Annotated in this window: 9 protein-coding genes and 1 rRNA gene; 4 read left to right on the plus strand and 6 right to left on the minus strand. The window is 38.2% G+C overall.

The window, feature by feature from the left end:
- Positions 1–208, minus strand: a 16S ribosomal RNA gene (locus ACEN33_RS10190); the annotation flags it as partial.
- A 620-nt stretch (positions 209–828) separates the two neighbouring features.
- Here ACEN33_RS10190 and ACEN33_RS10195 point away from each other — a divergent pair.
- On the plus strand, positions 829–1527 hold the full coding sequence (locus ACEN33_RS10195) for a prepilin peptidase (RefSeq protein WP_407095002.1): 699 nt from the start codon (positions 829–831) through the stop codon (positions 1525–1527).
- Between the two features lie 73 nt (positions 1528–1600).
- Here the strand turns inward: ACEN33_RS10195 and rpoC are convergent, their stop codons facing one another.
- The 4 genes from rpoC to ACEN33_RS10215 all read right to left on the minus strand — a co-directional run bounded on the left by rpoC (position 1601) and on the right by ACEN33_RS10215 (position 10300).
- The gene (rpoC, locus tag ACEN33_RS10200) at positions 1601–5281 is read right to left on the minus strand and encodes a DNA-directed RNA polymerase subunit beta' (protein WP_407095004.1); all 3681 of its coding nucleotides are present in this window, start codon (positions 5279–5281) and stop codon (positions 1601–1603) included.
- 97 nt (positions 5282–5378) lie between these two features.
- A complete protein-coding gene (gene rpoB, locus ACEN33_RS10205; protein ID WP_407095005.1) occupies positions 5379–8969 on the minus strand; it encodes a DNA-directed RNA polymerase subunit beta in 3591 nt (1196 codons plus the stop codon).
- A 378-nt stretch (positions 8970–9347) separates the two neighbouring features.
- The gene (locus ACEN33_RS10210; RefSeq protein WP_407095007.1) at positions 9348–9536 is read right to left on the minus strand and encodes a hypothetical protein; all 189 of its coding nucleotides are present in this window, start codon (positions 9534–9536) and stop codon (positions 9348–9350) included.
- A 146-nt stretch (positions 9537–9682) separates the two neighbouring features.
- The gene (locus ACEN33_RS10215; protein ID WP_407095009.1) at positions 9683–10300 is read right to left on the minus strand and encodes a class I SAM-dependent methyltransferase; all 618 of its coding nucleotides are present in this window, start codon (positions 10298–10300) and stop codon (positions 9683–9685) included.
- 102 nt (positions 10301–10402) lie between these two features.
- Here ACEN33_RS10215 and ACEN33_RS10220 point away from each other — a divergent pair, with 102 nt between their 5' ends.
- Together ACEN33_RS10220 and ACEN33_RS10225 are read left to right on the plus strand one after the other, a co-directional pair.
- Complete coding sequence (locus ACEN33_RS10220; RefSeq protein ID WP_407095011.1) at positions 10403–11275, plus strand: Cof-type HAD-IIB family hydrolase; 873 nt, start codon at positions 10403–10405, stop codon at positions 11273–11275.
- Between the two features lie 63 nt (positions 11276–11338).
- Positions 11339–12091 (plus strand): alpha/beta hydrolase, encoded by a 753-nt coding sequence (locus ACEN33_RS10225; protein ID WP_407095013.1) that lies wholly within the window; start codon positions 11339–11341, stop codon positions 12089–12091.
- A 179-nt stretch (positions 12092–12270) separates the two neighbouring features.
- Here the strand turns inward: ACEN33_RS10225 and ACEN33_RS10230 are convergent, their stop codons facing one another.
- Positions 12271–12495: a hypothetical protein gene (locus tag ACEN33_RS10230; RefSeq protein WP_407090870.1), complete on the minus strand. Its 225-nt coding sequence runs from the start codon at positions 12493–12495 to the stop codon at positions 12271–12273.
- 112 nt (positions 12496–12607) lie between these two features.
- Between ACEN33_RS10230 and ACEN33_RS10235 the strand changes: the two genes are divergently transcribed.
- Entirely contained in the window at positions 12608–13018 is a 411-nt protein-coding gene (locus tag ACEN33_RS10235; protein WP_197104051.1) for an IclR family transcriptional regulator, read from the plus strand.
- Positions 13019–13231: the final 213 nt, after the last annotated feature.

Raw genomic sequence — 13231 nt, forward strand, 5'->3', positions numbered from 1 at the left:
CCCGATTGAACCAGGCGGTTCTGTCGTCTATGCGGTATTAGTCATCGTTTCCGATGGTTATCCCCCGCTGAAGGGTAGGTTTCCCACGTGTTACTCACCCGTGCGCCACTCACGTCAAGAGAACAAGCTCTCCGTCAGTGCGTTCGACTTGCATGTATTAGGCACGCCGCCAGCGTTCGTCCTGAGCCAGGATCAAACTCTCATAATTGATTGTTTGAGCTTTTGCTCATTACTATTCTAGCTTTGTTGGCCTCTTTTAAACTGGTGGCCGTCCAGCGAAATTGTTTGGTTGTCTGTTCCGTAGAACAGATCCCCTTACACATTTGGTGTGTTTATCTTTGTTCAGTTTTCAATGAGCTTTCGTTGCGGTTGTGATGCAACTTTATTATTATAGCACGTTTACGAAGTTAAAGTCAATAACTTTTTTAAGTATTTAATCCACTTCCTTGTGCTCGTTGTCTGCTAAGACAACTTTTAAATAATACCATATACGCCATAACGATGTCAATAACTAGTTAAAGTTTTTGATTGTTTATTCGCTTTTGGCTTTTTTTGTAACCGCTACAAACATTACTGTAACGACTTGAATAAGTATAACATTGCATTTACAATCTGTCAATAGTTTTGAAAATTTTTTGTAAATTTAATGTAAACAGTCTCTATTGTTAGGTAATAGTTACTTTTTCTCGTAACAGCAGGAAATAATATAGCATGAAATTCAGCTAACCGTCAACCTTTTTTTGTCTTTTATATATTATTTTTGATTTTATGTAAATTTAATAATGGAATTGACCTTTTTTCTTGTATATATCATTAGGAGGTTTTTATATGATATATATTTTTCAGTTTATTATCGGTAGTTGTCTTGGGTCCTTTACTTATTGCTTTGCCTTTGATTGGGTACACCAGCAAATTCGTTTTACTCGTCGTTCTACGTGCGATCATTGCTCTACTACACTCAAAGCTTTTGATTTAGTTCCAATTGTTTCTCAAGTTTTAAGTCGATTTAAGTGTCGTTATTGCCATAAGCCAACGACTTTCTACTATATAATAGTTGAAATCATGAGTGGTCTTCTGTTCGTATGGTCTAGCTTTGTGTTTAATGAGTATCACTTCTACTTTATCTTGGTCTTTACCTTAGTAAGCTTGTTAATGATCTACTGTGATATACACGCTATGATGGTACCTGATTTGCTTCAGTTCATTCTTTTATGTCTTGTTTTGTATATTGTTTACGTCAGCGATCTTGAATTTGATATGCAATTATTGCTTTCATCGGTAACCTTTGTTTCTTTCTTAATTTTTAACACGCTAAGGCCTGCCTCTATTGGAGGAGCTGATATTAAAGTCTTTACTATCCTTTCATTATGTATACCTGTATCTCTATTCCCTATGTTTTTATTTATTACATCGACTACAGCACTATGTTATTTCTTATTGAGATACTTATTCAGTTTTAAGTTCACTGGCGCTTTACCTTTTTTCCCATTTATATTTTTCGGTTTGTATTGTATCCTCTCCATATAGAATATAAATACAAAAAAACACCCGCTCACTAATTTAACTCAGTGAGCAGGCGTTTGTATTTGAAAATATTTAATTATTTAAATGAAGACTTAGCGTCTTTCTCTTCTTGTTCGGCTTCAGCTTTTTCAGCTTCGGCTTTTTCTTTTGCAATTCTTTCTTCTTCTAAAATTCGTTCGATATCTTCAGAAGTTGACGTTTCAAGTGAACGGTAACGGTTCATACCAGTTCCGGCAGGAATTAGTTTACCGATAATAACGTTCTCTTTCAATCCGATCAATTCGTCACGATCTCCACGAATAGCAGCGTCAGTTAAGACACGTGTCGTTTCTTGGAATGATGCAGCAGAGATAAATGAATTTGTCTCTAGAGCTGCTTTTGTAATTCCTAGTAAAACTGGACGTGCAGTTGCAGGAACTTCTCCTGATTTGATTGCTGCTTCGTTGGCTTTAGTGAAGTCAGCAATATCTAATAATGCTCCTGGCAAGATATCTGTAGAAGCTGGGTCCATAACACGTACTTTACGAAGCATTTGACGAACCATTACTTCCACGTGTTTATCTCCGATTTCTACCCCTTGTCCACGGTAAACATTTTGTACTTCATGTAATAGATAGTTTTCAACAGTGATAACATCAGTTACTCGTAGTAATTCTTTCGGATCAATTGAACCTTCTGTTAAGGCTTGACCACGTTCTACAGTTTCTCCAACAGTAACTTTAAGTCTTGATTGGAATGGCACGTTATATGTACGTGTATCTGTAATACCACGAACAGTAATATCTTTAGTACGGTCTGAAGCTTTCTCTTCGATCGCTTCAATCTCACCATCCACTTCCGTGATTTGAGCTAACCCTTTAGGGTTACGTGCTTCAAAGATCTCTTGGATACGAGGAAGACCTTGAGTGATATCTCCACCACCGGCAACCCCACCCGTATGGAATGTACGCATTGTTAATTGTGTACCAGGCTCACCGATTGATTGGGCAGCGATTGTACCAACTGCTTCACCAACTTCAACTTCGTCTCCAGTCGCTAAGTTACGTCCATAACAGTGTTTACATACACCATGAATCGTATCACAAGTGAATACTGAGCGAATCGTTACTTCTTCGATACCAGCAGCAATAATTTGTTGCGCGATATCTTCTGTAATTAATTCGTTATTAGAGATAATAACTTCGTTCGTTTTTGGGTGACGAATCGTTTTTTGTAAGTAACGACCGATGAGACGTTCTTCTAGTGATTCAATGACACTATTTCCATCTTTAATCGCTCTAATTACTAGACCTTTGTCTGTTCCACAGTCATCTTCACGAACAATAACATCTTGTGCCACATCAACTAAACGACGTGTTAAGTATCCTGAATCGGCTGTCTTCAAGGCAGTATCGGTCATACCTTTACGCGCACCATGGGTAGAGATAAACATTTCTTGTACGTTTAATCCCTCACGGAAGTTCGAAGTAATCGGTAATTCGATAATCTTACCACTTGGAGCCGCCATGTTACCACGCATACCAGCTAACTGAGTGAAGTTAGAGATATTACCACGGGCACCAGAATCAGACATCATGTTAATTGGGTTAAGACGTGGTAGTTTTTCAACCAATTCGTTTTGAATTTGGTCTTTCGCACGTTCCCAAGTACGGATAACATTGTTATAACGCTCATCTTCAGTAATTAAACCACGGCGATATTGCTTAGTGATTTTCTCAACGCGGTCATGAGCATCTGTAATGATTCCTTCTTTAGTATCTAAGTTAATAACGTCCGCAACCCCGACAGTCATACCTGAACGAGTTGAGTATTTATAACCTAAATCTTTCATCTTATCAAGCATGATAGATGTTTCAGTTACTTGATAACGTTTGAACACTTCTGCGATGACGTTACCTAAATGTTTTTTCTTGAATGGAGGTACTAAGTCCATTTCTTTAATCGCTTCTTTGACATCTACTCCATGTTCAAGGAAGTATTTATCAGGTGTGCGTTCAATTAAGTTTTCAGTTGTTGGCTCGTTTAAGTAAGGGAACTCTTCTGGCATGATTTGGTTAATAATCACTTTACCAACAGTCGTTACCATTAAACGGTCTTTTTGCCAATCTGTAAATGGTTTTCCTTCTAATGAAGCCGCTGGGATAGCAATACGTGAATGTAAGTGTACATATCCATTTTGGTAAGCTAATTCAACTTCACTTACAGAAGAGAACACCATACCTTCTCCGATACGTCCTTCTTCTTCTAATGTTAAGTAGTAGTTACCTAAAACCATATCTTGTGATGGTGTTACAACTGGTTTTCCATCTTTAGGGTTCAGGATATGTTGTGCAGCTAACATTAATAGTCTTGCTTCTGCTTGTGCTTCTTCAGATAACGGAACGTGAACAGCCATTTGGTCACCATCAAAGTCGGCGTTATAGGCTTCACATACTAATGGGTGAAGACGAATCGCTTTACCTTCAACGATCACTGGTTCGAAAGCTTGAATACCTAAACGGTGAAGTGTAGGTGCTCTGTTTAATAGAACCGGATGTTCTTTAATCACGTCTTCAATAACTGGCCAAATAGCGTCATCTTGAGTTTCAATCATTTTTTTCGCATTTTTAATATTTCCTGCGATATCCCGTTCAACTAATTCTTTCATTACAAACGGTTTGAATAATTCAATAGCCATTTCTTTTGGTAATCCACATTGGTACATTTTTAATGATGGTCCAACGACGATTACTGAACGTCCTGAATAGTCAACACGTTTACCAAGTAAGTTTTGACGGAAACGTCCTTGCTTACCTTTTAACATGTGTGATAATGATTTCAATGGACGGTTACCCGGTCCAGTTACAGCACGACCACGACGACCGTTATCAACTAATGAGTCAACTGCTTCTTGTAACATACGTTTCTCGTTTTGAACGATGATGTTTGGTGCTCCAAGATCTAATAAACGTTTTAGACGGTTGTTACGGTTAATAACACGACGGTATAAATCGTTCAAATCACTTGTTGCAAAACGTCCACCTTCAAGTTGTACCATTGGCCGTAACTCTGGCGGAATAACTGGTAGTGCATCCATAATCATCCAAGTTGGATCATTACCTGATTCTAAGAATGAGTCTAGAATATCAAGACGACGAATGGCACGCGTACGTTTTTGTCCTGTCGCTGTCTTCAATGCCTCTTTTAATTCTGCTGCTTCTGCTTCAATGTCTACTGCTTCTAGTAAGTCACGAATTGCTTCGGCACCCATCTTAGCTTTAAATCGATTACCAAATTCACGACGTTTTTCACGGTATTCTGTCTCAGTTAATAATGATTTAACTTCTAAAGGTGTATCACCTGATTCAATCACGATATAAGAAGCAAAGTAAATAACTTCTTCTAATAAACGTGGGCTTAAATCAAGAATAAGACCCATACGACTTGGAATTCCTTTGAAATACCAAACGTGAGTTACTGGAGCTGCTAATTCAATATGCCCCATGCGTTCACGACGTACTTTAGAACGCGTTACTTCAACACCACAACGTTCACAAACACGACCTTTATAGCGAATACGTTTGTACTTACCACACGCGCATTCCCAGTCTTTTGACGGACCAAAAATACGCTCGCAGAATAAGCCATCTTTTTCTGGTTTTAGTGTGCGGTAATTAATTGTTTCTGGCTTTTTAACTTCACCGTATGACCAACTACGGATTTTCTCTGGGGATGCTAAACCAATTTGCATTGATTCAAAAGTATTAACATCTATCAAAGGGCCAACCTCCTTATAAAATTGCCGATAGTCGACGGGAGCCACTCGTTTAAAGAGCGGGTCTCTCATCATTCTATCCCGTTATACTAACTTAAAATTATTTATCAGTGTTTTTCTCTACAGCTTCACTTGCAGCAACTGGTTTATTGCCTGTTTGCTTTTGATCTTCTTTGTATTTTTCTAAGGCATTAAAGTTGATGATATCGTCATCTTCTTCATCATCTTGTAAGTCGATTTCTTTGTGATCTGCATCAAGTACTTGTAGGTCTAATCCTAGAGATTGTAATTCTTTTACTAATACTCGGAATGACTCAGGTACACCTGGTTTTGGAATTGGCTCACCTTTTACAATGGCTTCATAAGTTTTCACACGTCCTACAACGTCATCTGACTTGTAAGTTAGAATCTCTTGTAATGTGTAAGCTGCACCATAAGCTTCAAGGGCCCACACCTCCATCTCACCAAAACGTTGTCCACCAAATTGTGCTTTACCACCTAATGGTTGTTGCGTTACTAATGAGTAAGGTCCAGTTGAACGAGCATGGATTTTGTCGTCAACCATGTGTCCTAATTTAAGCATGTACATAACACCAACTGATACTTTACGATCAAACGGCTCCCCTGTTCGACCATCATATAAAGTAGTTTTAGCATCCTCTGCTAGTCCAGCTTCTTTGATTGTCTCCCAAACGTCTTCTTCACTTGCACCATCAAATACAGGTGTAGAGATATTAATACCCATCTCACGCGCTGCCATTCCAAGGTGAAGTTCGAATACTTGTCCGATGTTCATACGTGAAGGTACCCCTAATGGGTTCAGCATAATGTCCACTGGTGTTCCATCAGGTAAGAATGGCATATCTTCTTCAGGCACGATTAAAGAGACAACCCCTTTATTACCGTGACGTCCGGCCATTTTATCCCCTTCACTAATTTTACGTTTTTGTACAATGTAAACACGTACTAACATGTTTACTCCTGGTGATAATTCGTCTCCGTTTTCACGCGTAAAGATTTTCACGTCATGAACGATTCCGCCTCCACCATGTGGTACACGTAGTGATGTATCGCGGACTTCACGTGCTTTCTCACCGAAGATTGCATGTAATAGGCGTTCTTCTGCAGATAATTCTGTTACACCTTTAGGTGTTACTTTACCTACTAAAATGTCCCCATCACGAACTTCAGCACCGATAGCAATGATTCCGTCTTTGTCTAGATATTTAAGTGCGTCTTCCCCTACGTTCGGGATTTCGCGTGTAATTTCTTCAGGTCCTAACTTAGTATCACGAGCTTCTGATTCATATTCTTCAATATGAATTGAAGTATATACGTCATCTTTAACAAGTCGTTCTGACATGATGATCGCGTCCTCGTAGTTATATCCATCCCAAGTCATGAAGGCTACTAATGGGTTTTGACCTAAGGCCATTTCTCCATTTTCCATTGAAGGTCCATCCGCTAAGATATCTCCTTTAGCAACAGTTTCACCTGATTCAATAATTGGTCGTTGGTTATAACATGTACCAGCATTCGAACGAGCAAATTTAGTTAAACGGTAATCATCGAATGATCCGTCTTCTAATTTAACGCGAATACGGTCTGCATCTACATAAGTGACTGTACCAGGTCGTTTACATAATAACGCTGCTCCCGAGTCATGTGCTGCTTGATATTCCATACCAGTACCGATATATGGTGCTTTAGGATTAATCAATGGAACAGCTTGACGTTGCATGTTCGCTCCCATTAGGGCACGGTTCGAGTCATCATTTTCCAAGAAAGGAATTGATGCTGTCGCAACTGAAACAACCTGTTTAGGTGATACATCCATGAAATCGACTTGTTCTCTTGGAACTTCGATATTCTCAGACTTGTAACGAGCCATAACAGTTTCGTTTGTAAATGTTCCATCTTCATCCAGTAATGAGTTTGCTTGCGCAACGATATATAAATCTTCCTCATCTGCTGATAAATAATGAATCTCTTCTGTTGCACGGTTTGTTTCACGATCAACTTTACGGAATGGTGTTTCTATGAAACCAAACTCGTTGATTTTCGCATAAGTTGCGAGTGAATTAATTAGCCCAATGTTTGGTCCCTCTGGTGTCTCAATCGGACACATACGCCCGTAGTGAGAGTAATGCACGTCACGTACCTCGTATCCAGCACGGTCACGGGTTAATCCCCCAGGTCCTAAGGCTGATAGACGTCGTTTATGTGTTAACTCACCCAGTGGGTTTGATTGGTCCATGAATTGAGATAGCTGAGATGAACCAAAGAATTCTTTGATTGCAGCAACTACAGGACGAATGTTAATTAATTGTTGGGGTGTCATTGAAGATGTATCTTGCAGTGACATACGCTCACGAACAACACGTTCCATACGAGATAATCCGATACGGAATTGGTTCTGTAGTAATTCACCTACTGAACGAATACGACGGTTACCTAAGTGGTCAATGTCGTCTGTCTCACCAATACCATGGTCTAGGAATAAATAATAGTTAATTGAAGCAATGATATCTGCTGGAGTTAAGCTCTTAACTTCTTCAGTCAAATGACCATTACCAATAATATTAATAATTTGCTCTGGATCTTCTGGTGAATAAACACGAACAACTTGTACATCGATTGGTTCTGCAACAACTGCTTCCGGAGCAGGGTGTAACGTCACCATGTTTAAGCCTTTATCTAAATAAGGAACTAATTTTTCAATGTCATCTTGCTCTAGTTTAGTTCCTTCAGTGAACAATACTTCTCCAGTTTCAGGATCCGCTAAAGTCTCAGCTAATGTTAAGCCTAATAAACGGTATCTTAAGTGAAGTTTTTTGTTGATCTTGTAACGTCCAACAGGCGCTAAGTCATAACGACGTGGATCGAAGAAACGAGCTGTTAATAAGTTTCTCGCACTTTCTGCCGTTTTCGGCTCACCTGGACGCAGACGTTCATAAACATCTTTCAATGCTTCTTCTACACGAGAGTCTGCAACGTTTTTATGTACATCTTTATCAATAGTCGTGTTTAATAATTCTGATTCAGTTAAGATATCATAGATTTCTTCATCTGATCCGAATCCTAAAGCACGAACTAATTCTGTTAGTGGTAATTTACGTGTACGGTCAATACGTACATACGCAACACCTTTAGCATCCGTTTCAAATTCTAACCATGCACCACGGTTTGGAATGACTGTTGATGTAAATGTGTGACGGTTTTTCTTATCTAGGCGATCATGGAAATATACACTCGGCGAACGTACTAATTGAGAAACGATAACACGTTCTGCTCCATTAATAATGAATGTTCCCATTTCTGTCATCATTGGGAAATCCCCAAAGAAAACAACTTGTTCTTTTACTTCATTTGTCTCACGATTCACTAAACGTAATTTTACGTAAATTGGCTGAGAAAAGTTTGCATCATGACTTCTTGCTTCGTCGACGTTATATTTCGCTTCTCTAAATTCATAGTCTACAAAATGTAACTCTAAGTTTTCTGTGTGGTCAACGATTGGTGAGATATCCTCAAACATAATTTTTAACCCATCCTCAAGGAACCACTGATATGAATCAGTTTGGATTTCGATTAAGTTTGGTGATTCTAGTACTTCGTTAATACGTGAATAACTACGACGCTCTGCTTTTTTACCATATTTCACAATATGATGATTACTCAAGCTCTTCACCCCTTATAAATTTTAGAACTAAGTTAGATATTACAGAATTGTTACAAATATTAACATTGCGTTACACTTGCTTTTTTTACTCAATTTTGGCAAAAAAATAACAAAGGATTGTGAACTTTAGGTTAAAAGCGCCTCAATCTTTTGTTTTATTCTGGCGAAAACACCGACTGGACAATATTTCAGCGGTGATCTCTTCATCTATACCTATTCTTTGCGTTTATCTATATTACTAGAATTTTAGTCCTATGTCAATACTTTTTATCTTATTTATCATTAACACGCTTACTTACAAATCGTTTCGAATTTTTTGGTTGAAACAATACAAAGAAGAGTAAGTTAATCTCACTCTTCTTAGCTTATTTGATGTTCGCCTGTCTACTATTTTTTAGCTAGTTTTGTTTTTAACCGCTCCACCCATGTATCTGCCTTCACTACTCGAGTAGTATCATCTACGTTAAAATGTTTCTTGTTGTCTTTCTTATTGTTATCTCGACTTTCTTTCGCTATTGCCTGTTGCGTTTGTATAGCCGCTCGTCGATGTGCATCATGGACACTATTAAAACTCATAACAGCGAACCTCCTATTATGTTGTCTTTGCATCTTTGACAGGTTGATTGGCACTGTAACGGAACTACTACCTTACCCTTAATATAATTATATCATGATTAAAATGACAGTCCAATATTAGGCTGTATCGTCATATTTTATATTTTTTACACGATTTTCTCACTCGTTAATATCCAGTAACCTTTATCTTGCTTTACTTTCTCAGCACTACCAAAAATATCTTCCATATGTTTATATAAAGATGGTGCTCCTTGTTTCTTCTGGATGACGACCCATAAGGAGCCTCCTGGTTTCAATTGCTTGTAGCTATGGGTAATAAACTGATGAACCGTCTGTTTTCCTGCTCTAATCGGTGGGTTAGTTAGGACATAATCGAAAACCTCTCCGTTCAGATCGACTGATGTCGCATCATCTAGTAACCATTGAATCGTCCCAACTTGATTCAATGAGCTATTTCTCTGGGCAAGGTGATAGGCTCGCTCGTTTAATTCCACAGCGGTAATCGAGGCTTGAGGAAATGCTTTAGCTAAGGTTATAACGATTGGTCCATAACCACTACCTAATTCTAAAATTTTTTGACCTTCAAGGACTTGTTTCTCTTCCATAAACGTCTCTACTAAACGCTGTGATCCATAGTCTACGCGGTCTTTTGAGAACACACCGCTATCGGTAATCAATTTAAGATTGAACCCATTTACTACAGTATCTATTTGCTTTTCTTGATGTTGACTTTGGGGATTATTAGAAAAATATTGTTCATTCATATGCTTCACCTCTTTATATACTTAGCAATATCATATCACTTTATTTTGATTCATGTTAAACTATAGCTAGAAAATATTCAAAAAATTATTGGAGGATATTAAATGGTTAAGTTATTTGTCTCGGATATGGATGGGACGCTACTCAATGAAGAACACGTGGTTTCTGAAAGAAATGCGAAAGCAATTAAGGCACTACAACAAGCAGGCATCGAATTTGTGATCGCTACTGGGCGTGCCTACAATTCTGCAAGACCAATATTAGATGCTCATAAAATCAACTGTAAAATGATTAACTTAAATGGGGCCGCCGTCTACAACTTAGATGGTGACATCGAAACAAAAATCCCGTTAGAAATTGATACTGTTAAAGAAATGCTGAACTACCTAGAAGAAACTAAAACGGCTTATTCAGTCATGACGGATAAATACTTCTATGTAGGAGATAAAGAAGCTTTCGTTAATCGTGTGAAGGGAATGCTTCGCAAATTAGAAATCGAGAAATATACCAATATCGAAACAGACGATGCTTATTCCAGTGATGCGCAGTTCATTCATGAACTTGCTTACATTAAAGATATGAGTGAGTTTAGTTATACAGATGATACCACTGCTCTAAAATTTATGATTTTCGGTGAACCCTCTGATAGCAATTTGCCTAACTTCCTTAAAACTTTTGAAGGCTATGAAGATTTAGACATTACGTCTTCGGGACCAGATAACTTAGAAGTGACACATTCAAAAGCGCAAAAAGGGTTTGCAGTTGCTGAGTATGCAGCTTCTCGCGGTATTGCTATGAAAGACGTTGCTACCATCGGGGACTCTTTAAACGATCGCTCAATGTTACAAATGGCAGGTCATAGTTACGCCATGGAAAATGCATCACCAGAAGTGAAAGCAATAGCTAAGTTTATTGCTCCTTCACACCGTGAAGACGGTGTTGCTGTTGTCATCGAAGAAATATTAAACCAATTATAAAACTTTGACAAGCAGTATAACACTCGTTATATTGCTTGTTTTTTATTAAAGGAGAGGATTATCGTGCCCGACTCAAAAGACACGATCTATTATCAAAAAGGTCCCCGCTGTGTTTTATTATTACACGGCTTTGTTGGAAGTATTCAAGAAATTGGACGAACGGCTAGAGCGCTTCGCAAGGCAGGCTACAGTGTCTATGCTTTTAACCTAGCGGGACATGGGACAAAATCTGTGGGCGATTTATTCCAGATCCATCCCAATGAATGGACTCACCAAGTTGATGAAGCAATTCAATTCTTGGAAGATGAGCGTTATAAACAAATTGCAATTATGGGACTTTCTCTAGGGGGAATATTGGCTTTGAATGCTGCTCAAAAATACCCAAATCAATTCACCGCAATTGGCGCCTTCAATAGTCCATGTATTAATGGCCTAGACCCAACACCTATTCGAAAATACATCACAAGCTCCATTCGACGCATTCTTTCACATAGAAAATGGTCAGATGAAGATATCCAACAGGAAATTGAAACCTTGACCCCTTTAATGAATCGACAAATCGAGCAAATTGATGAGTTAATTATAGGCGTTCGTGATAACTTACAAAAGATAACGACCCCTACTTATATTGCTAAATCCATTCAAGATGAGCTGATTGATCCTAAGACGCAAGATGATATTGCAAGTAAATTAACTCACGCAACGGTTCACCTTGATAGTTTCCAAGATGGACGCCATGTCATAACAACCAGCCCTGCTTTTCGTGACTTTCAAGAAGCCTTAATTGACTACCTTGATCAACTTGCTTGGGTATAAAAAAACCGGAACAACTTTATCTTCACGCCCATGAACTAATAAAGTTTTATGTTTGATTTTCTTAAATTTTCCGTTTGGGAATGACAAGTTATCCGTAGAACTTTGGCGTGAATGTGGGAACATTGAACTGAATGCTTCATGGAAGCCAGGCTCTTGACTTGCAACATGACGAACAGTAATTAATTCTTCAGTCGCGAACTTTTTGTCATAGGCAATAAATCAATTAACTCAGCCATATGTTCTCTTGTTCCTTTATAACCCCAAATTTCATTCAGTCCGTAAGGCATATCCATTTCAACACCCATGCCACCCATTAGAAAAAGAAAACCTTCTAGCCCGTGATTTCCAAAATCATGGTTACATGTTGGGTAATAAGTTACTAACGCAGGTATATTTGCAAACACAAATGAAATTTACCGCGAAGCTGGTCTGGTACTTAGCAATATTATTCAAAGAACAAATGAAAGTGCACAAATCACTGCGTTCAAGGGAACAGATGTCCTCTACGTCCATAAGATGAACGGTCCATATTACTCAGATATCAATACACAAATTGGAATGAAAAATCCGGTACATGCAACCAGTACTGGTAAAGTGCTTCTCGTTTATTCAGATGAAGAAACAATTGAGAGAGCGATTAACCTTCCACACTCTGCTTTCACAGAGCATACAATTACAAATCCGATTCAATTGAAGAAAGAATTATCAAAAGTTCGTAGCCAAGGGTATAGTTTTAGTGTGGCTGAATTAACTGAAAGTAATTATCCACTGACTCTCCCAGTTTGGAATTATGAGAATGAAGTTGTCTGCGCCCTTTCTATTGTTGATCCTCTAACTCGTATGAATAAAGATAAATTAAAAGACTATATGCGGATCTTACGTCACGGTGCCCAAGAAGCTTCAGAAAGATTAGGCTATGATGGTTAAATAATAAAAAGCGACACAGTAATTGAGTTAGGTTCAATTACCGTGTCGCTTTTCGTATCTTATATAGTAGTAATTATTTTTTGTACGACGAATTTACAATTTAAGTGCAACAACAATAATAAAATAAAAAAAGATCCATAGTTTTCCTATAAAATAGATGTACCAACCAACTATTAGAAGGAGAAAGCTATGAATCCATACACACATCTTACC

The sequence above is a fragment of the Ruoffia sp. FAM 24228 genome, assembly GCF_045528575.1.
Classification (GTDB): domain Bacteria; phylum Bacillota; class Bacilli; order Lactobacillales; family Aerococcaceae; genus Ruoffia; species Ruoffia halotolerans.